The sequence below is a fragment of the Deltaproteobacteria bacterium genome (assembly GCA_026129095.1).
Lineage (GTDB): Bacteria > JAGRBM01 > JAGRBM01 > JAGRBM01 > JAHCIT01 > JAHCIT01.
In genome coordinates, this window is the sequence record JAHCIT010000002.1 from 317,022 (window position 1) to 337,911 (window position 20,890).

At 64.8% G+C, this 20,890-nt stretch carries 17 protein-coding genes and 1 tRNA gene; 9 read left to right on the forward strand and 9 right to left on the reverse strand.

Features of this window, described 5'->3' with window-relative positions:
- Positions 1–84: 84 nt before the first annotated feature.
- Positions 85–984: a metal-dependent hydrolase gene (locus KIT79_03900; protein MCW5828441.1), complete on the forward strand. Its 900-nt coding sequence runs from the start codon at positions 85–87 to the stop codon at positions 982–984.
- 97 nt (positions 985–1,081) lie between these two features.
- Here KIT79_03900 and KIT79_03905 read toward each other — a convergent pair whose 3' ends face one another.
- Positions 1,082–1,501, reverse strand: a complete 420-nt coding sequence (locus KIT79_03905; GenBank protein MCW5828442.1) for a UPF0182 family protein — start codon at positions 1,499–1,501, stop codon at positions 1,082–1,084.
- Positions 1,502–1,506: 5 nt separating this feature from the next.
- On the reverse strand, positions 1,507–5,010 hold the full coding sequence (locus KIT79_03910) for a UPF0182 family protein (GenBank protein ID MCW5828443.1): 3,504 nt from the start codon (positions 5,008–5,010) through the stop codon (positions 1,507–1,509).
- Positions 5,011–5,394: 384 nt separating this feature from the next.
- Here KIT79_03910 and KIT79_03915 point away from each other — a divergent pair, with 384 nt between their 5' ends.
- The 4 genes from KIT79_03915 (at position 5,395) to KIT79_03930 (ending at position 10,710) form a co-directional block, all read left to right on the forward strand.
- Positions 5,395–6,657 carry an anion permease gene (locus tag KIT79_03915; protein MCW5828444.1) on the forward strand — a complete coding sequence of 421 codons (1,263 nt, stop codon included), beginning with the start codon at positions 5,395–5,397 and terminating at the stop codon, positions 6,655–6,657.
- 71 nt (positions 6,658–6,728) lie between these two features.
- A complete protein-coding gene (locus tag KIT79_03920) occupies positions 6,729–7,256 on the forward strand; it encodes a thermonuclease family protein (GenBank protein ID MCW5828445.1) in 528 nt (175 codons plus the stop codon).
- A 338-nt stretch (positions 7,257–7,594) separates the two neighbouring features.
- Positions 7,595–9,604 carry a hypothetical protein gene (locus KIT79_03925; protein ID MCW5828446.1) on the forward strand — a complete coding sequence of 670 codons (2,010 nt, stop codon included), beginning with the start codon at positions 7,595–7,597 and terminating at the stop codon, positions 9,602–9,604.
- Between the two features lie 113 nt (positions 9,605–9,717).
- The gene (locus KIT79_03930; GenBank protein MCW5828447.1) at positions 9,718–10,710 is read left to right on the forward strand and encodes a calcium-binding protein; all 993 of its coding nucleotides are present in this window, start codon (positions 9,718–9,720) and stop codon (positions 10,708–10,710) included.
- Between the two features lie 171 nt (positions 10,711–10,881).
- Here KIT79_03930 and KIT79_03935 read toward each other — a convergent pair.
- The 5 genes from KIT79_03935 to KIT79_03955 form a co-directional block, all read right to left on the reverse strand.
- Positions 10,882–10,966, reverse strand: a tRNA-Leu gene (locus KIT79_03935).
- Between the two features lie 99 nt (positions 10,967–11,065).
- The gene (secG, locus tag KIT79_03940; protein MCW5828448.1) at positions 11,066–11,449 is read right to left on the reverse strand and encodes a preprotein translocase subunit SecG; all 384 of its coding nucleotides are present in this window, start codon (positions 11,447–11,449) and stop codon (positions 11,066–11,068) included.
- 45 nt (positions 11,450–11,494) lie between these two features.
- On the reverse strand, positions 11,495–12,244 hold the full coding sequence (gene tpiA, locus KIT79_03945; GenBank protein ID MCW5828449.1) for a triose-phosphate isomerase: 750 nt from the start codon (positions 12,242–12,244) through the stop codon (positions 11,495–11,497).
- Positions 12,241–13,251, reverse strand: a complete 1,011-nt coding sequence (gap, locus tag KIT79_03950) for a type I glyceraldehyde-3-phosphate dehydrogenase (protein MCW5828450.1) — start codon at positions 13,249–13,251, stop codon at positions 12,241–12,243. The genes tpiA and gap overlap by 4 nt, the downstream gene beginning before the upstream one ends.
- A 197-nt stretch (positions 13,252–13,448) precedes the next feature.
- Complete coding sequence (locus tag KIT79_03955) at positions 13,449–14,036, reverse strand: SCP2 sterol-binding domain-containing protein (protein MCW5828451.1); 588 nt, start codon at positions 14,034–14,036, stop codon at positions 13,449–13,451.
- Positions 14,037–14,230: 194 nt separating this feature from the next.
- Here KIT79_03955 and KIT79_03960 point away from each other — a divergent pair, with 194 nt between their 5' ends.
- From KIT79_03960 to KIT79_03975, 4 genes are read left to right on the forward strand one after another with little or no spacing between them, the layout of a single operon-like run.
- Complete coding sequence (locus KIT79_03960) at positions 14,231–15,184, forward strand: alpha/beta hydrolase (GenBank protein MCW5828452.1); 954 nt, start codon at positions 14,231–14,233, stop codon at positions 15,182–15,184.
- Positions 15,181–16,173 carry an SDR family oxidoreductase gene (locus KIT79_03965; protein MCW5828453.1) on the forward strand — a complete coding sequence of 331 codons (993 nt, stop codon included), beginning with the start codon at positions 15,181–15,183 and terminating at the stop codon, positions 16,171–16,173. Before KIT79_03960 ends, KIT79_03965 begins: the two co-directional genes overlap by 4 nt.
- Positions 16,174–16,179: 6 nt before the next feature.
- On the forward strand, positions 16,180–16,719 hold the full coding sequence (locus KIT79_03970; protein MCW5828454.1) for a hypothetical protein: 540 nt from the start codon (positions 16,180–16,182) through the stop codon (positions 16,717–16,719).
- A complete protein-coding gene (locus KIT79_03975) occupies positions 16,719–17,981 on the forward strand; it encodes a glycosyltransferase family 4 protein (GenBank protein ID MCW5828455.1) in 1,263 nt (420 codons plus the stop codon). The genes KIT79_03970 and KIT79_03975 overlap by 1 nt, the downstream gene beginning before the upstream one ends.
- On the opposite strand, the gene amrA is transcribed toward KIT79_03975, so the two are convergent.
- Together amrA and rnr are read right to left on the reverse strand one after the other, a co-directional pair.
- On the reverse strand, positions 17,971–18,528 hold the full coding sequence (gene amrA / locus KIT79_03980; protein ID MCW5828456.1) for an AmmeMemoRadiSam system protein A: 558 nt from the start codon (positions 18,526–18,528) through the stop codon (positions 17,971–17,973). The genes KIT79_03975 and amrA overlap by 11 nt on opposite strands.
- A gap of 11 nt (positions 18,529–18,539) precedes the next feature.
- Entirely contained in the window at positions 18,540–20,858 is a 2,319-nt protein-coding gene (rnr, locus tag KIT79_03985) for a ribonuclease R (protein MCW5828457.1), read from the reverse strand.
- Between the last annotated feature and the right edge of the window lie 32 nt (positions 20,859–20,890).

Sequence of the window (20,890 nt, forward strand, 5' to 3'; positions counted from 1 at the left end):
CATAAAGACACTGATGCTCACAATCAACCCGAAACCAGCAAGGATTCAGCAGAAACCATGAACACAAACGCATTGCGTGAAGCAATGGACGCCGAGGCCCGCAAGCTGAACGGAGCCAGGGCCGGTGTTCCCGTCCGTCATATGGATTTCGTCCACCCGGCAGAAAAGCCCCGCTTCTTCTTTTACGATCAGAACCCGCTGGCAACCTCGCTGTTTGCCGTCTTCTCGGCGATCTTTCCGCCGGGCGAGCGGTTTTTTGTCGAATCGGTCCGCCGGTTCCGGGACCAGCTCACGGATGAAACCCTCCGGGCGAAAGTCTCCGGTTTCATCGGGCAGGAGTCCATCCACGGACGCGAGCACGAACGGCTGAACGAATGGTTCGTGGCACACGGTTTCGACATGGCGATGCCAGACCGGATGATCCGGTTCAGCCTGGGACTGCTGGAGCGGCTCCCCGCCTCGCAACAGCTCGCCTGCACGACTTTCATGGAGCATTTCACGGCCCACCTCGCCGAAGCCTGGCTGACCGACACGCGGTTCCGGACAGGCGCCGATCCCGAGATGCTGCGTCTCTGGAGCTGGCATGCCCTCGAGGAACTCGAACACAAGGAAGTGGCCTTCGACGTTCACCGCGAAGTGAGCCGTCACGAGCATCTGGAACGGGTGCTCGCAGGACCGCTGGTGATTGCCGCGCTGTTTCCCGGCATTGCATTCAGTCTCGTCTGGCTGGTGGTGAAACAGGGCGAGGCGTTCAGCATAAGGGAACATCTCCGGGGGCTCGGCGCCCTGCTGGGACGGAAAGGCTTTCTCACGAACATCCTGCCGAAGATGCCGGCCTTCATGAAAACGCGCTTTCATCCCGACGAGCACGACACCCGCGCCATTGAAAAGGAGTGGCGGGAAAGACTGTTCGGAGCGGGCGGCGAACTGAACGCAATGTTCCGGAACCGCGAGGCGGTGGAACGGGCGGCCGCGTCTGCCTGAACAAGTCAGCTTCGCTTAAGGGCCAGCCGGGCAGAAAAGAGAAAACCCCTCCCAGCTGGGAGGGGTTTTCTGGTTGTCCGGCCAAACCGCTATGCGGTTACTGGTTGATGACCGGCGCAGGGCCTTCCGAAGCGGCCTTGAGCGCCGCCCGCAGGGCCTCTTCCAGCGTTGATCCCAGCCGTGCATGGCCGCGGAACACGACCGCGACGGCCTTCATCTGGGTCGTGCGGTTCTGCTGCGAGCGGAGGAAGATCGGCTCCACATAGATCACCTCGTTGCCCACGATGAGCGACATCGTATGACCGCGGATCACATCCGCGCCCATGCGGTTCCACCACGAAAGCTGGCGGCTGATATCCGGGTTCTGGTCGATGGCGGCGTCCGCCTGCTCGGGGCCCGGATAGAAGCGGCCCTTGGGCACCATCAGCATGGTGATCTTTCCGTAGTCGTCGCCGTCCTGGTAGGCGATGGGCAGGCCGCGAAGGTTCAGTGCCTTCTCGCCGGTGAACGGCATCATGAGGCTTACTGCACCTTCTCGGACGATTCGGGCAGCGTGCCGCCCGTCTCGAACAGGTAGTTGATCGGCTCGGCCGAGAAAGTGATCGCCTTGCCGTTGTCCATGACCGCTCCGAGCACCTCGTCGGCGTCGTCCATCATATCTTCCATGTTGAAGAAATACATCGGATCCCGCATCTGGTAGTAGATGTAGACGTCATCGAACTGCACGTGGAAGAACTGGACCGGGTAGGTCAGCTGCGACCGCACCGCGGCCGGCATCTCCTTCCCGTCGGTGAACAGGCCAGGGTAGATCTTCGACCAGGTTTCGATCAGCGGCGAGTCCGATATCTTGTAGAACTTCACCTCGCCGCTGTAGGCGTCCACGGTCGCCTTCACCGAGTCCTCGATGTAGTTGGCCCAGCGGTGCGGCCGCGGGTAGCGGGTGCGCTCGTCGGACTTGTCGCCGAGGTCGCCCATCCAGCTGTTCGGGTAGGCATTGCTCGTCGTCAAGCCGTTCAAGACCCACGTGATGCGGTCACCGTTGGCGAACGCATGGCCGTTCGTGTCGTAATAGAGGAACGGCGCGATCCGGTTCAGGCGCTCCACCGGAACCCGGTTGTAGTGGACGCGGGTCTCGCTGGTAATGAGGCCGCTGAACAGCACATCGAAGAACTGCCCGCTCTCCCAGCCGAAGGCGAGCCGCTTGACCAGCGAATCGATGTGGACACCGGTGCCGTCGCCCGGCGGCAGGATGAACTCGGCCCGGTCCTGTTCGGTCGGGTAGTCCAGTTCCTTCATGTTCTTGACGTTCGTGTAGGCGATCGTGCCGGAACCCTCGCCATAGTAAACGCGGGGGTTCTCGACCTTGAGAACATCGTAAGCCGTCTGGACGGGGATGTTCTTCGACACGTAGACCGGGTCGCCCTCAGGCGTGCTCTGCCCGGCCTTGCCCATCACCAGGCCATAGCCGTGGGTAAACAGCATGTACTGCTGCCCCCACCAGGCGAGCCAGGGCTGAGGCTCCACCAGCGGAACCTCGCGGATGGCGCTGAAGAACAACTGCTTCTCGCCGTCGATCGCGTAGCGGACCGAATCGATGCCGAGGAAGTTGTAGTAGGCGCGCAGTTTCTGCTGCTGCCACAGGATTTCCTCGGTCGGCCCGTAGATGATCTTGTCGCCCTGGGTCTTGAGGATGCGGAGCGAGTGCTGCGGATCGAGCTGGGCTTCCAGATAGGAAGTGAAGCCCGGCCACAGCGGCGCATTGCGCACCGCCGGGCTGTTGAGGATCTCTTCAGCCGTGGGGATCGGGTCGCCGTGCCAGTTGGGGATGAACTCCTTCTGGGTGACCTTGTTCAGGTCGAACCCCTTGCGGGTCGCCTCGATGTGGTTCCCAAGGTGTCCGAGCTGGATAACCGGCTCGTTCGGGCGGACATAGATGTTGCCCTTGATGCCGACGAGGCCCTTGAAGCCGAAGTCAGCCAGGATGAGCAGGAACACGAGGTTCCGCAGCTTGATCTGTCCCTCGCGCCAGCCCTCGGGCGGCTGCGCCTCTCCGGCAACACGGTTCAGGTTGTTCAGGTACATCACCACGGCCATGGTAATTCCGAGAATCACGAGCGTCGTGACGTAGATGTAGTTCAGGTTGGAGAGCAGCCCCTCGGTGTCGAGGTAGGTGGCGCCCTGCTTGATGACGTGCTTCTCGTTGGCCTTCAGGAGGATGTTGTAACGTGACAGCCATTCCCCGGCAGCGAGAATCACGCCCCAGATCGTCAGCGGAATGAGGACCGGACGGGTCGCCAGGCGGCCCGCCAGCTGCCAGAGCCGCGAAAGGCCGGTGCCGGAAAGCTGGCGGCCCTCGTTGGCCCACACCATGTAGGAGCAGCCGATCGCCGACAGGACGCCCGCGGTCGTTCCGAACAGGAGCGCATACCAGATCGTCCAGTAGTTCGACAGCTCGTAGACGTAGAAGCCGAGATCGTTGCCGAACACCGGGTCGGCCTCGCCGAACGGCTTGCCGCCGAACAGCAGGAAGTCGCGGTACTCAAGGCACAGGAAGTAGGCGCCCACTGAACCGGCGATCAGGGCCAGGTTGATGATGAACCGGCGCTGCCTTGCGGTGACGGGGTTCATGAACGCTGGCAGGGCGACCGAAACGGCCGTCATCAGGAAGCCGATGATAAAGAGCTTCGCGCCCATGCCGAAGTTGGTCCAGAAGACCGATTCGTGTCCGACCGCTTCCAGGAACCACTTGTCGAGCAGCACGATGCTCAACCGGTCAAGGAAGAACAGGCCGGTAAAGATCAGGCCATAGACCGAGAACCGCTCCCACAGGGCGAACGCGTGGGGAGCGCGCTCCAGCGGCACCTGCGGGAAATCGGCCGGTGCATCCTGCTCGACCGACGCGCCAGGCTGGTCCTTGGGTTCGGCCTTGCCGTCGCTGCGGCGGAACGCCGCCAGGATCTCGGCCAGCGTCGTCTTGACCGAGCCTTCCCAGCCGTTCGTCACGAGGAAGTGGAAGTTGCCGGCCGAGAACAGCCGCACGCCCAGGTGCAGCATGGCGATGGTCATCGACTCGGGGAATCCCATGCCGCCCACGTACATGGCGGCCGCCAGCGCCCACTCGCTCTGGCCGATACCGCCCGGCGTGAACCGGACGAGCCGTGCGATGTGGTAGGCGATGATCGCCATCAGGGTCGTGTTGTAGTCCGGCATGATGAACACATGGGTCGCCGTGAACCCCTGCGCAATGAAGTAGAGCGCGCCGTCCTGGAGCTCGAAGGCTGCCAGCGACAGGAAGCCCAGCCACACGGCCGTGATCGGCTGGCCCGCCACCAGGCGGATGCCCTGCCGGGCGCGGTCAAGGAAGTTCTTGACGCCGCCGGTGTCCTCGGTTTCGGGGTAGGTACGGCGCACAAGGCCGTAGGCCAGCCCAAGGATGAAGAGCGCCCAGAAGATCTGCGCGAACCACTCGCTCCAGCCGAAAATGGCCAGACCGACGAAGCCGAACACCATGATCTCAAAGATGTCGAACAGGCCCTGGATGAACACCACGGACTTGGCGCGGTCCAGCGGGACGCCCTCGTCCTTCAGCGCGAGCGCGGCGGCCGTGTTGCCGAAGCCGAACGGGGCGACCTTGTTCCAGGACAGGCTGTAGCAGTAGGCGCGCAGGTTCTGGCCGAGGTTGGTCTTGAGACCCAGGAGCTTGGCGATCCCGTGGAACTGGAGCGCCTTGAACGCGAACACGAAGAAGAAGATGGCGACGACGAGCAGGATGATGTCCCAGCGGACCGGATCCTGCGACTGCAGGTAGTACTTGGGATCCGGAATGTAGGTGTATCCGGCGTTGCGGTCGTGGTACTGGATGATGCCCGCCTTGATCATCAGGTCGAGGAGCCGGGTGTTGGCGAGGAAGTTCCAGTATCCGCCGTGGTAGACCAGCGTACTGAGGAGCGCGATCATCGCCCCCAGGGACAGGACAAGTCCCGCCACATAGTTGCCAGTGCGTTCTTGGTTGCGTGGTTCGCTCATGGATCAGGTTGCTCCTTGAAGGTGGAACGGGATTGTCCCCATTTCTCCCCTGTTTTTTCATGTACGCAGACGGCCCCGGTTTCCGCATAACGGAAATCTTGTGCCCTTCGGCACCCTTACCGGAACATGGCGTTTAGGTAATCCGCTTCCCTTGAATATCGGCCCCAGACCGCCTGATAGGCACAACGCTTAACGGATTGCGGAACCGGCGGTCAAGCTGAAATTGTCAACAATTCTCTGGTTAGGCTTCGGTATATAAGATATACCCGCCCCCCAAACGGGGTCGCGGGGGGCCAAGATCCGGCACCGGCAATTGTCTGGACTCCTCCCCCTGAACCAATATTTCTAAGGAAGCTGGCTGAAGCCCATACCGTCCCTGAAAGCATGCGTGAACTGATAGCTTATTCGGCCATGGCGGCCACGGTGGGACTGACGGTCATCCGGCCCGCGATCACCCCCTCGTGGCGCGTGGGGCCCGCCACGGCCGCCGGGTTCGGCGCGCTCGTCATGCTCGCCGCCGGCGTCGTCGGCTGGCGGGATGTCGCCGCCTCCGGGGCGCTGCACTGGCGGCCATTCGTCACCATTGTCTCGATCATGACCGTGGCCGCCGTGGCCCGGGAAACCAGCGTCATGGACGCCCTCGCCCGCCGGATCTTCGCCTCGCCCGTTCAGACGGCCCACGGCCTTTTTGTCCGGGTGTTCCTCTTCAGCGCCCTCGTGTCGTCGATCCTGAACAACGACGCGATGGTGCTGCTGGTGACGCCGCTGGTGATTGCCCTTGTCCGGCAGCGGTTCCCCGGCCGCGAGGAACTGGCGGTCCCGTTCGCCTTCGCCGTCTTCCTGTCGATCGGCGTGGCGCCCTTTGTCGTCGCCAACCCCATGAACATGATCGTGGCGAGCTATGCCCACCTCAACTTCAACCAGTACGCCAGCTGGATGATCCCGGTGGCCGTGGCCGGATGGGCGGTCGTGCTTCCGCTGGCGGCCTGGTTTTTCCGGCGCGAACTGGCGGCAATGGCCCCGGAGGGCGGGGAGCCCCCCGCCTCCGAAACCGCCATGGACGGCTCCCAGAAGGCCATTGTCGCCCTGCTGCTGGCGATGGTCGCAGCCTACCCGGTCGTGGCGCTGATTGACGGCCCGAGCATCTGGCTCGTCGCCTTTGCGGGCGCCGCCGTCGCCCTCGCCCTGTCGGTGCGGTCGGCGGCCGGTGTCCGCCAGACGGTGATCTACAGCGTGGACTGGAACATTCTCGTGTTTCTCCTCAGCGTCTACGTGCTGGCGGTCGGCATGCGGAATGTGGGGCTCATTGATTTCATCGCCTCGTTCTATTCCACCATGAACCTCGCCGTCATCGGTGGCGTCTCGGCGCTGGGCTCGGCGCTGGTGAACAACCACCCGATGGCGATCATCAACCTGCTGGCGCTCGAGGCGGTCCCCGAAGCCGGCCGCCGGGAGATCCTCGCCGCGCTGGTGGGCGGCGACATCGGGCCCCGCCTGCTGCCCATCGGCTCGCTCGCCGGGCTCCTGTGGATCGAGAGCTGCCGCCGGTCGAAGGTGGCGATTCCGCTCCGGACGTTCATGGCCGTCGGGATTCTCGTCACCGTGCCCAGCATGGCCGTTTCGCTTTTGATTCTGTGGCTGCGCTGACCTACAAAAGCCCGCGACAAGCGATTGGTATTCCGCCTTTAGATTCCGACCCAACGGAGGATATTCGCCAAATGAACCGGAAACCGGGACTGCACAGCCTGACTTTTCTGCTCGGTATTTTCCTGCTGGCCGCCCCGGCCGCCGCCCAGGAAACCTTCGAGGCCACCGTCGTCAAGGCCGTGTCGGGCGACGCCCTGGAGGTCCGGCGGGACAAGGCGAAGCAGACCGAAACCTACCACCTCGCCGGGGTGGACGCACCGGAACCGGGCCAGCCGTTCAGCAAGGAATCTGCTGATTTTCTTGGGAAAACGGCCACCGGAAAAAAGGTGAAGATCACCCCCCAGAAGGAAGAACAGCCGGGCCAGAAGGCGGCCCTCATCCTGCTGCCGGATGGCCGGAACCTCAGCCACCTCATGCTGGAGGAAGGACTCGTCTGGTGGTACCGGATGGCGCTCCCGCACGATCCGGTGCTGGACAAGACCGAGCACCAGACGCGGAAACTGAAAAAAGGCATCTGGAGCGACCGGGACACCATGCCCCCCTGGGCCTGGCGGAGCCGCCTGGAAGAAACCGGCGGCGGGCCCATTAAGGACCGCTGAAAACCACCTTCCCCTGATTTTGTTTGTTTTAAGATGCCCGGCAGCCAGGAAAACCGGGCAAAACAGCCGGTTTTAGCTGTCAAGCCATTAAAATTATTGGCTATTTTTGGTTTTCCGCTGATCCCCTGAATGGGCCCTGGGCTCCTTTTCGGGTAATGGAACCGGCCGGGATTTCCCCCAATCCCCAAGGAAAGTGCCAAAATCGGGCACATCCCGCCTTTTTCTCTTGAACCTGGCCGCCGAATCAGGCTAGCTTCCTTACTGCAAATTAAGGAACCACAACCTCCGGCCGAAAGCCATGGTGGCAAATGCCGGAGGGGGTCAGGGAGCACGGTAACATGAAGATCAATACTACTTTCGGCAAGATGCTAATTCTGTTCGCCTTCGCCATCGGCATGATGGCGATGCCTTCGGTGGCCAGCGCGGCGACCTTCACGGTCGACAGCAAGCTCGACACCTTCGACGACGACCCGGGCGACGGCATCTGCGACGACGGCGACGGCAACTGCACGCTGCGCGCAGCCATCGAGGAGGCCAACGCCAGCAGTGGCCGCGACGCGATCATCATCGGCGTCACCGGCACGATCGTTCTCTCGAACGGCAGCTTCAACTGCATCGTCGAGGGGCTCAAGATCATCGGCCCCGGCTCGGGCGTCCTGACGATTGACGTGGACGAAACCGACGATGGCCCCCTGTTCGGCTTCGACTCCGCCGGGGATCCCAGCGATCCGTGCGATGGCGATGACTCCGGTAATGGCGGCGCCCACGACTTCGTCCTGAAGGGCCTCACCATCGAGAACCTGGACGCGTGGCCGGCCGTTTACGTCGCCAACACCGACTACCTCAACCTGATTGACCTCACGGTGACGAACAGCAATGTCGAAGAGGGCGCGACGGATGACTATGCGCTTGCCGCGTTCGTGGCGATTGACGGCAGTGCCGACCTCACTGATATCGTCATCACCGACAGCACCGGCACGACCGTCACGGACGGCAGCAACTGCCGTGCCGAGGGTTCGGGCATCGCGGTGGCGGGTGAGGCCGGCACCGTGAACATGATGAACATCACCGTCACGGGACTGGAGCTGGATACCATCGGCGTCAACTGCGCCCAGGATACCGGCATGGCTGCCATCAGCGTGACCGGCGGCAACAAGAAGGTGACCATCACCAACGCGCTCATCGACTCCAACACCGTGACATGGCAGCACAACAACAGCTGGCGTGAGGTTGGCGGCCCGGGCATCGTGATCAACGGCGCCGACAAGGATGTGACGCTCGATAACGTCACTGTCACCAACAACACGTTCCTGGATGCCAATACGGGTGGCAATAGCAGTGCAGAGGACCGCCACGGCGGCGCCGGTCTCTATATCGGCAGCGGATCGCCGACGGTATGGGTCCTGGATTCCTACATCGGCAGCAACGAATCCGAGATCAACGGCGGCGGCGTCCTGATCTCCGGCGGCTACACCACCTTCGTCAACACCACGATCGAGGGCAACAGCGCCGTGGGACACTATGAAGACCAGTCGGATCCGGATATCGGCGGCGGCGGCGGCATCTTCATCACCGGTGCGCCGAAGCGCGTGGACATCATCCAGAGCACGATCCGGGACAACACGACCGAGAACGACGGCGGCGGCATCCACATGCGCGGCGCGTCGAGCACCGAGCAGTACCTGAACATCCTCAACAGCTCGATCGCCAACAACTCGGCCGAAGGCAACGGCGGCGGCATCCACCGCTACGCCGGCACGGCGACGCTGATCCACACCACGGTTGACGGAAACTCGGCCGAGGGGATCGGCGGCGGCCTGAGCGACTACTATACCAACAGCGACACCCCGCCCGACGGCTGGCCCCGCGAAAGCCGCGGCATCTCCTACCTGGCGAACTCGATCCTGTCGGGCTCGTCCGACAGCGACACCTCCTCCGACTGCGTGGGCAACGTGAAGTCGTTCGGCGGCAGCGTGGTCGAGACGGCCGCGGAGCGGACCTGCAAGGACAGCCTGCAGGCCAGCGACCGCAAGAACGTCGCCGCGCAGGTGACGGGCCTCCAGCAGGGCGGCACGGGCCCGCAGGGCAACGCCGGCGAGATGGGTATCGGCCAGGTGCTGGCGATCGCCGGCAACTCGCCCGCCGTGAACCTGGGCCTTGCCCAGTACTGCAACTTCTTCGACCAGCGGGGCGTCCTGCGCTCGCACAACGCCTGCGACGCGGGCGCGTTCCAGGCCGGTGGCGGCGGTGGCGGCGGCTGCGCCTCCTCCAGCGCCCCGGTGCTGTGGCTGCTCCTGGCGGCCATCGGCGGGGCGTGGGTGGTCCGGCGGCGCCGGGCGATCGCCTGAGAGCCCTCTAGCTAACGCTCATCACGGGACGGGCGCCTTTCCGAAGGCGCCCGTTCTCTTTTGCGGCCGGAGCGGATAAATACCCGCCATAACCGTTCGGGAGGCTTTGGATCGTGGCGGAATCGAAAAGACCGGTCTGGATCGGCGCCCTGTTGCTCACGGCGGCACTGGGGACGTTGCTGTATTTCCTGGCGGCCGAGGAGGAGCCCCTTCCGGCGCCGGCTCCAGAGCCGGTCCGCATCCTTCCCGGCTCGATGCTGGACCCCGACCGGGGCAAGGAGCCTCCGGTCGAGCCGCCACTGGAAAAGGGCGAGTTTTTCCATAACCCCGGCGACAAGAACACCTTCTACGGGAGCCCCCGCAACGACCACATGACCGGCACCGACGGCGACGATTCGCTCGCCGGCGGCGACGGCGATGACCGGCTGGAGGGCGGCAAGGGAAACGACATGCTGAAGGGCGGCCGGGGGAACGACTACCTGGACGGGGGCGAGGGCGACGACCACATCATCGGCAGCGACGGTGACGACCACATCGAGGGCGGCGAGGGCAACGATGTCGTCCGGGGCAGCGAAGGGAACGACACGATCAATGGCGGCCCCGGAGACGACGTGCTGAACGGCGGCGACGGCGACGACACGATCGACGGCGGCCCCGGCAATGACGAGCTGTACGGCGAGGAAGGCAACGACGTGCTGACCGGCGGCGAGGGGAAAGATATCCTGGATGGCGGGGACGGCGACGACATCCTCTCCGGCGGCCCCGGCAACGACATCCTTTCCGGCGGTGACGGGAATGACCGGCTTCAGGGAGGCCCCGGCGCGGACGAACTGTTCGGTGCGGGCGGCGCGGACGTTTATATCTACGCGGCCGGGGACGAAGTGGGTGGCCCGGACCGGATCAAGAACTTCAATCCCAGGGAAGGGGACGTGCTGGACCTCGCCGGCGTCATCGCCGGGCGCGGACCGGCCCGCGAGGCCTTGCGGATGAACGGCTCCATGCTCCAGATCCGCGCCGGACAGGACGAGTGGATAGACCTCGTTGACCTCGGCCGGGGCAACCACATCCTGGACGAGCTGATCGACAGCGGCGCGATCCGGTACTGAGCGGCGGCATCGCCGCGGCTGTGTCACCATGGATGCCGTTTGGCGAATGCATGCCCTGAGCCGCTTTGCGGGCTACGAAGGGCATCCTTCGCCGGTACTCATACGGCGTCAACAACTGGCTGTGAGTGGTTTCCTGTATGGCCTGCCATCCGAAGCCCGCAGGGCCAAGGATGGTGCGGATGGTGGGACTTGAACCCACACGCCGTTAGGCGCCACCCCCTCAAGATGGTGTGTCTGCCAATTCCACCACATCCGCATGAGAACCGGGAGGCCGCATCCCAGGGGAAGGCCGGCCGTCCGGAGGAGTTCCTGTTATAGCCGCTCGCGCCCGCCTTTCAAGTGGGAAGGTCCGTGGCTACTGCGCCGCTTCTTCGGCAGCGGCGGGCTTTTCGCTGGCGGCTGGGTCAGCAGCGGGCGGCGTCGCGGCCGGGGCGCCGGCGGTTTTTTCCGCCGCCGTTGCTGCCTGGACCTCGGCTGCCTTCTCGTCCTCGCCGCCGATTACGGAGCCGGTGGTACTCTTGATGAAATACGAAAGCGTGAAGCTCGTGATGAAGAACACCACGGCAAAACCGGCCGTCAGCTTCTTCTTGAACGACTCACCGCCGCCCGCGCCCATGAGCGACGACGATCCGCCGCCGCCGAAGGCCGTGCCCATGTCCGCCGATCCGGTCTGGATCAGCACCAGGACCACGAGGCAGGCCGCCACAAGCCAGTGAATAACCGTCAGAAATGTTTCCATATTCCCAATCCTGTTCCGGGCAGAGGGCTGCCGGGAGGGCGGAGCCTAGCCGCAACCCACGATGGCAGTAAAGTCCGAAGCCTTCAGGCTGGCGCCGCCGACCAGAAGCCCATCAACTTCCTTAATTCCCAGTATTTCCGCTGAGTTATCACGGCTCACGCTGCCGCCATAGAGAACCGGCACCGTTTCGGCTGGTTTTCCATAGCCCCGGACCACCTGCTGCCGGATGTGGCCGTGGGCGGCGGCGATCTGCTCGGCGGTGGCCGTCTGCCCGGTCCCGATGGCCCAGACGGGCTCGTAGGCGATCCAGCAGCGGCCCACCTGTTCGGGCGTCAAGTCGAGGAACGCCCCGCGGATCTGCTCGTCCAGAACGGTCACGGTCAGTCCCGCGCCGCGTTCAGTACCGGTTTCCCCCACGCAGACAAGCGGCACAAGACCCGCCTCTAGCGCAGCGCTTATCTTGGCGTTGATGAGGGGGCTCCGCTCCTTCAGTTGCTGCCGCCGCTCGGAATGACCGATGACCGCGAACACCCCGCCGGCGTCCCTGATCTGGGTGCAGGCAACCTGTCCGGTCGCGGCCCCCTCTGGCCGGTCGGAGCAGTCCTGCGCGCCCACGATCCACGGCGTGCCGGAAAGGGCGCGGGCCACCTGGGCCAGATGCAGGAAACCCGGCGCCACGCCGGCCGTGACGTCCGCCGGCGGCTTTGCCTTCGCCAGCGCACCGGCGATCTCCGCCGCCTGCGCAGCGGTGAAGTGCATCTTCCAGTTGCCGATGATGTGGCGGCGAATGGTCACAGGCGCCCACCCACATACCGCGCCAGGTCCAGCATCCGCGCCGAGTAGCCGGTTTCATTGTCGTACCAGCCGACCACTTTCACGAGGCCATCGCCCATGGTCTGCGTCAGCCGGGAATCGAAGATGCACGAGGCGGGATTGCCCGTGAAATCCACCGAGACGAGCGGCCGGTCCTCGTATTCCAGAACGCCCCTGAGAGAGCCCTCAGCCGCCTTCCGCATCGCCTCGTTCACGGCGTCGCGGTCCGCCTTGCGGCTGACCTGCACGGTGAGGTCCGTCAGCGAGACATCCGGTGTCGGCACCCGGACGGCATAGCCCGAAAGCCGCCCCTTCAGGTGCGGCAGCACCAGTCCCACCGCCTTGGCGGCGCCGGTCGTCGTGGGAATCATGCTGAGCGCGGCGCCCCGGGCCCGCCGGAGATCCTTCTTGTGCGGGGCGTCGTGGATGTTCTGGTCGTTGGTGTAGGAATGCACGGTCACCATCAGGCCGGCCGTGATGTCGAATGCGCTGTCCAGGACCATCGCCATCGGGGCGAGGCAGTTGGTCGTGCAGGAGGCGTTGGAGATCACAAGGTCGGTCTTCGGGTCGTACGTCTCGTGGTTGACCTTGTAGGCAAAGGTCCGGATTTCCGGCGACTTGGGCGGCGCCGACAGGATCACGCGCCGGGCGCCGGCGTCCAGGTGCTTTTTTGCCAGTTCGGTCTTGAGGAGCCGGCCCGTGCACTCAAGGACGATATCAACGCCCAGTTCCTTCCAGGGCAGCTTTTCCGGTTCCGGCACCGACGTGTAGCGGAACCGGCGGCCGCCCGCCACGATCTCTCCGCCCCCGGCCTTCACCGGCGAGGCGAGCCGTCCGTGAATCGAATCGAACTCCAGAAGGTGCGCCATCTGCTCGATGGGCGCGAGATCGTTCACCGCGACGATCTCGATTCCGGCGGGATCGTTCATCCACAGCCGCGCCGCCACGCGCCCGATGCGCCCGAAACCGTTGATTGCCACCCGTGTCATCGCTGAAAACCACTCCCGGCGGCCCAGGGGCCGCCAGCCTCATCTTCGTCAACGAAATCATGTAATTCCGGCACCCCTGCCGGTCAATGACAGGCACCGGCGGCCGGACCAGCACTTTCATGCCGCAGAAAAGGCAAAACGCCCGTCCCGTGAGAGATTCGGGACGGGCGCCAGCCGGAAACCGCCTGTCCGGCGGATCACATCGGGGCCAGGAGCATGCCGGCCGTCATGGCGAGCGACATGTCGCCGCCCAGACGGATCTTGCCGGCCATGAACGCCTGCTGCGGAGGCATCCGCGTCTCGCGCATCTCGTTCAGCTCGGCCTCCGAGGTCTCGATCGTGCAGCGCGGGTTCACGAGGTCGGCCGGGCCCACGAAGCCGATGCCGATCAGCGCATCGCCCTCATCCGTGGCGATCTTGATCATCATCGTGCCCGAAAGCTGCTGGCGGATCATATCCACCTTCGTCTGGTCGGGAACCATCTTGAGCATGTTCCCCACCTGGCCCGAGATGTCGCGGTCCAGTTCGCCGCCTGCCCGCTTCATTCCCATGTCGTAGGCCTGCCGGTTGGTCTTGACCGTCACAAGGGGGTCTTTCGCCCCGCCAGCCGAAATCCTGGGCTTGCCGCCTTCGGTCTTGATCGTCCACACGCCGCCGCCATCGCCCTCGATCGTCACTTCAAACTGGACGCCAAGGTCCGGGAAGGTGACGTCGCCGAGCTCGGCGAGCTTTTTGGGGATGAACTCCTCGATCAGCTGCTTGGGTGTCATGTCCGCATTTGCCATGATGTTTCTCCTTCCAGTGCTCCGCTCCGTCACGACCCCGCATGCGGTTGCGGGGTTCCTGCAGAGGGGCTGTAACCTTCCATCGCCCGGTACTTCATATTTGGGCCTGACGTACGTAGCACCGGCCATTGCGAAGCGGCAAGCTCTGGCGGGGTTTGGCGAATCCTCCAAAAAAACATAGGTTTGGTGCAGTCATGAACTACCTGTTCCGACTCCCGCTGCCCACGGTAATCGCAGCCGCGTCGTTTCTTGCCGCCTGCGAGGTGCCCCAGGTCCCCCGTCCGTCCAGCGAGACGTTCGTGACGATCGACGGCATCACGACCCGCTACCGCCACCGGGAGGGTCCGGCGCCCTGCCACCTGCTCTATCTTCACGGTTTTGCCGCTTCTGTGGAGACCTGGGACGCATTGATCGCCCGCCAGCCCGGCGGATGCACCGCCTGGGCCTTTGACCAGCCGGGCTTCGGCCTGTCGGACCGGCCAAGTCCGGCGCAGTATGCCTATGGACCCCAGGCTTTTGCCCGGCATGCGTCCAGGTTCATGGAGCAGATGGGTATCGGGCGGGCGTTCGTCGCGGGAAACTCCATGGGCGGGGCAGTTGCCATGATGCTGGCCCGGCTGTCGCCCGGAAAGGTGGAGGGGCTCATCCTGATCGATGCCAAATACACGGCCCTGAGCGTCCCCGGCCCGTTCTTTCTCCTGAACAGCACCGCCATGGCCGAACTGGCCTTCACGTTCATGACCCGGACCGCCATGCGGGCCGGGCTCCAGATGGCCTATCACGACAACCGGCTGGTGACGCCCGAACTGGTGACCCGGTACCACGAACCGCTCCAGTATGCGGGTTCGGTTCCAGCCTGGGGGGCCGCCTTCCGCGAACTGCAGCGGTGGTCGGCCAATTTCGCCCGCTATGAGGCACGCCAGATCACCCAGCCCACGACCATCATCTGGGGCGAGGATGACCTCCTGCTGCCCCTGAACGACGGCTACCGGCTGAAATACGACATCCCCGGCAGCGATCTCATCGTGCTGGGCGAGTGCGGGCACGTTCCGCAGGAAGAGATGCCCGGCGAGACGGCCCGGATCATCGACGAGTTCATCCGCGCCCATACCGGCGTCAGGCCGGAACAGGACGGCAGCAGTCCATGAAGATCCTGGTTACCGGCGCAACCGGATTCGTGGGCTCCCATGTGGCCCGCGCCCTGCTCCGGCTCGGCCACGAGGTGACGCTGTTTCACCGGAAGAGTTCAAAGCTGGACATCCTGGAAGGCGATGAGGCGCGCATGGGACACGCCATCGGCGATCTCGGCGACGCCGAAAGCTGCCTTGCGGCGGCCCGGGGGCAGGAGGCCGTGTTTCACGTGGCCGGGGACGTGGACCAGGGCGATGGCGACGTCGAGCGGCAGTACCGGATCAACGTGCAGGGGACGCGCAACATCTGCGAAGGGGCGCTCCAGCACAGGATCAGGCGGTTCGTGCATACCTCCAGCGTCTCGGCGATCGGCTACTCGCCGTACGGCGCCGAGTGTGACGAGACGACACCGTTCAACTTTGGACCGCTTGGACTCACCTACATGGAAACCAAGAACCAGGCCGAGTTCGTCGTGCAGGAATACGTCCGCCGGGGGCTCAACGCGGTGATCGTGAACCCCTCGACCCTGTACGGTCCCGGCGACCGCAAGTCGCTCATGGCCGAATCGGTCCGGGCGGCGGCGATGGGGCGGATGCCCGCCGTTCCGTCGGGCGGGATGAACTGGGTCTACGTGGACGACGTGACCAGCTGCCATCTGCTTGCCTTTGAAAAGGGACGCACGGGCGAGCGTTATATCGCTGCCGGGGAGAACATGGCCTTCCTTGAATTTGCCCGGCGCATTGCCCGGCTCAATGGCCGCCGGGGGCCGCTGGCGACCATTCCTCCAGTGGTATCCGTTGCCGGAGCGAGGGTTATTCGGGCCGCCTCATGGCTGACCCGCCGCCCGCCGCCATTTTCAGTGCCGTCGGCCCGCGTCTCGGCCGAGCGTTTGTACTATTCATCGCGCAAGGCGGTCAGTGAACTGGGATACCGGATCACGCCGTTCGATGAAGGAATGAAGCGTACGCTGGCCTGGATGCGCCATGCCGGATACCTGAAGGACTGACTGATCATGGCCGGTCCGGTTGCCGCGATCCTCACCGCCGATCTGGACGATCTGCGCGATGAGACCTGGAATGCCCTGCGGATGGCGGCGGCGTACCTTGTGCCCGGCGGAGCGGACATCGCACTGGCCCGGCTGGGAAGCAGGGGGCGGCTCGTCTCACTCCGGATCGTCCACCGGGGAAAGATCCGGACCTGCGTGGTCGAACTGACTGTCTACCCGGCCGGACAGCCCACCTGGGCAAGCTCCTGCCAGTTCCGCCTGCCGCTCTCGCGGGGCGCGGTGACGACGTTCAACTGGACGCGCCGGGGACGTGCGCTGTCGCTGCCCGAAACCGGCAGCCGGGCGGACGGCCAGTACCCCCTGTCGATGGCCCTTCCGGAGGAGGCTGGCGACGGGCTCGTTGCCCTGAAGGCGCGGATCGTCGAGCCCCGGAGCCGCCGTCCCCGCGTGCTCAAGATTTACCTTGAGCCAATGCTCGCCGACGAGCGGCCGCTCGTTGACGCCGGGGACGATCTCCCCGGCGAGGCAGCGGACGGCGATTCCTGATGCGTGTTCTCCATGTCATCCAGCGGTATCCGCCAGCCATCGGCGGCTCGGAACTCTGGGCCGCGCAGGTGGCCCGCCACCAGGTGAGCCAGGGCTGGAAGGCCACGGTCATGACGCTGGCCATCAACCTGGAGGACGAATACTGGGCACTGCCGGAACCCGCCGCCCGGAACATCGATCTCGGCCCGGCAGACGATGACCACGGCGTACGCGTGCTCCGCTATCCGCGCACGCTCCTCAATCCGTTCAAGATCAAGCGGTCCACGAATCCCGTGCTGAGCCGGCCCGGCCTTGATCCGGTGTTCGACCTTTTTTTCTCCGGGCCGCATTCGCTGGAACTTTACGGCGCGCTCCCGCTGGAGGCCGCCCGGCATGACGTCATTCATGTCCACGCATTCCCCTATCCGCACAACCGGGCCGGAATCTGGACCGCCCGGCTCCTGGGAAAGCCGGTTGTCTGCACTCCGCATTTTCACCCCGGGCTTCCCGGCTTCGAATCCGGCCGGACGCTCAGGCTGCTCAGGAGATGTGGCGCCGTGTTCTGCGTGAGCAGGTGGGAACAGGACTACCTTGCGGGGAAGGGGCTCCTCCCGGCCAGGCTCGTCGTGACGGGCAACGGCATTGACCGGTCGGGATTCGACACTCCGCTCGATCCGCTGTTCCGGTACCGGCTTGAGCGGACCCACCAGATTCCGGCTGATGCGCCGCTGGCGGCGGTGATCAGCCGGAAAGTGCCGCAGAAGGGGATGGCCTTCCTGTTCGACATCGCCCGCGAAATCGTGCGGCGCGGGCTGCCGGTCAGGATCGCCGTCGCAGGGCCGCCGAGCGCCTGGTTCGACGACATCTGGCCCCGCCAGCCCGCCAGTGTCCGCTCGGTGATTGCCGACGTGGGGCCGCTGACCACCCGCGACAAGATACAGCTACTCAGGCACAGCCGGATGCTGCTGCTGCCCTCGCGTCACGAGGCGTTCGGCATCGTGATGCTGGAGGCCTGGGCGGCCGGGATTCCGGTGGTGACGACCGATTCGGGTGCGTTGCCCTCGATCGTCAACGGCGGCGGGCTCACCGCCCCTTATGACAACAGTCCGGCGTTCGTGGACTGCATTGAGCGGTTTCTCAGAGACGAAACACTGGCAAGGGCGGCCGCCAGGGCCGGTGCAAACCAGATGGACACCACACACCGCTGGGACCGGATCGGCGACACGGTGATGGAAACGGTCGAACGGGTGGCGAAACCGGAAACGCAGAGCACTATTCGCTGAATATCTGCGCCTCGAACCGCTCGAGCCTCGCCGACCGCCAGGCATCGCGGTGCAAACCAGCCTTCTCGCAGGTGGCTTCCAGAAAGCCGGTGGCGTCGAATCCCCATTCGACCGCCACCTGGGGGAGCAGCAGGCCCCTGTGCATTCCCTTTTCGACAATAAGCCCATCGCGGCCAATGACGATATCCTCCGGCCCTGATACCGGAACGGGTTGGGTCAGTACCGACACCTCGACATGCAGGGAGGGAACCTCGGCGGCCCTGACCGGATCGAACCTTGGGTCCCTCAGGGCGGCCGAGAGAGCGCAGTCGGCGACTGTCTGATAGAGCGGGCGGCCGAAATCGAGCGTGCCGATGCAGCCGCGAAGATCGCCCGCTTTCGTGAGGGTCACGAAGGCTGCACCGGGCGCACGGAGCGCGGGTGTGAGGGCTTCCGCCACCGGCCGGTGTTCGGGCCTGCCAGTGATCCGGTGCTCGATCGCTGCCCGCGCAATCACGAGAAGCTCGCGGCCCTCCGAATCCGTCAGCTTCCGGACCTCCGGGCTCATGCCTGCCGTCCTTACCGCCGCCGCCCCCGTCCGCCACGGGATGATTTCGGCGACGGGGGTTTCTTTGCCGTCGCACGGGTGTTCCGGAGCATCACGCCACCCACGCGCTTGTCGGTCCGCAGCCACCGGAACAGTATCCGCCGGCGGGCGATGCTGGCATCGACCGCCTGCACATGCACACGGTCCCCGGCAGCGAAGGTCTTTCCGGTCCGCTGTCCGGCGAGCGCCGACCCGTCGGCGGTCAGCGTGTAGTGGTCGCCGTCTATCCCTTCGAGCGGCACCAGCCCCTCGGCCCCGAACTGGTCTATCGACACGTAAAAGCCGTGCCGGGCGACGCTCGTGACCGTGGCGTCGAATTCGCTGAACAGGTGCGTCTGCATGAACTCGGCCGTCTTGATGTCGTGCATGGCGCGCTCGGCCGTCATGGCAAGGCGCTCCCGCTCGGACGACTGGTTGCAGATCTCCTCCAGCCTGGGTTCCCGCGCACGGATGGCGCCGGTCTGGCCGCGCAGATAAGCCCGCAGCAGCCGGTGGACCTCAAGATCCGGATAGCGCCTTATGGGCGATGTAAAGTGCGTGTAGTTGCTGAAGGCAAGGCCGAAGTGGCCCTCGTTCCGGGGGGAATAACGCGCCTGCTTGAGCGAACGGAGGATCAGCATGCTGGCGGCCCGTTCCACCGGCTTGCCCCGGAACTTCTCCACCGCTTTCTGGATGTCTTCGGGACGGACCTCGTCCTGGTAGTCCACCGATACGCCAAACGGGGCCAGTTTTTCGTTGAGGTCGTCCACCTTCGCCGTATCGGGACGCTCATGGATCCGGTAGACGAACGGCAGCTCATTCTCCATAAACAGCTCGGCCGCCGCCCGGTTGGCGGCCAGCATGAACTCCTCGATGATCCGGTAGGCGAACAGGCGGGGCTTCAGCGTCATCCCCACGGCGCGTCCGGTGGCATCGAAGTCGAACCTGAGCTCGGGGAGCTCCAGATCAATGGCTCCCTTCTTCATGCGCTCGTCGAGAAGCCTCGCCGCCAGTTCCTCCATCAGCTTCACGTTCGGCAGCAGGGCCTTGTGGCGCTCGACCGCCTCGATGCTCGTCCCGTCCAGAAGCTGCTGGACGAGCGTGTAGGTCATGCGCTCATGGTTGCGGATCACCGACTCATAGAACTTCTTCGACACCGGCCGGCCGCTGGCATCGAATTCGATCTCGCAGGTGAGGGCCAGCCGGTCCACGCCGGGCTTGAGCGAGCACAGCTCGTTCGAAAGCGCCTCGGGCAACATTGGTATCACCCGGCCGGGGAGATAAATGCTGGTGGCGCGGAGGAGCGCCTCGTCATCCAGCGCCGTGCCTGGCCGGACGTAGTGCGAGACGTCGGCGATGGAAACCAGCAGGCGGTAGCCCCTGCCCGACCGCTCCACGAGAACCGCATCGTCGAAGTCCTTCGCATCCTCGCCGTCGATGGTGACGATCGGGAGCCCGCGCAGGTCGGTACGGCCCTGCTTGTCGGCATCCTTCACCTCCGCGCCGAACGATTCGGCCTCCCGCATGACGGCGGCCGGAAATGACTCCGGCAGCCGGAACTCGGAGACGATCCAGTCGAACTGGACCAAAGGGTCTTCGAGATCCCCGAGGACTTTCTTCAGGGTTCCCCGGGCCATCTCCTGGCCCCGGGACCGGACTCCGGCTTCAGGTTCGCTCACGGTAACGAGTACGATCTGGTTCACCGCCCTGCGGAGCAGCGGGTCATCCCCTTCCAGAAGGACCGGCGGAATCCGGTCGTCCAGCGGCTCGCAGATGAAGCGGCCCCGGCGCTCGGCAAGTGTTCCGGCGACAAACCGGCGAGCGCGTTCCTCGATACCCACGATCCGGCCCACCCGGCGGCCCCCTGCACTCTCGCGGACCTCGACCCTCACCCGGTCGCCATGCATGGCTCCGCCGTGAAGCCCCTCCGGAACGACCACATCCAGTCCGGTCGCCTTTCCGCCGCCCGGCTGGGCGACATAGCCGACGCCGGACCGGGTCTGTGAAAAGATGCCGGTCACGACGGCGCCGTCCCTGGCACCGGTGCCACGGGCAGGGGCGGAAGCCGGGCTTTTGGGCTTTCCCGTGCGGCCGGACGCCTGTTTGCCGCCATTTCCGGCGGCAGGCGGTTCTCCGGCGAACCGGTACCGCTTGCTCCCCACGCGGCGGGCCTCGCCCGCCCGGACGAGCTGTTCAAGCTGGTTCCTCAGCAAACGCTTGTCGAACCGTTTCATACCCAAGGCGGCGGCCAGTTCGTCAATGCCGATGGCCGCCCCCTGACGCTTGAGTACTGCCAGAAGGCCCTGGGTCATATCCCGGTTTTTGCCGTTTTCCGCCAAAGTCT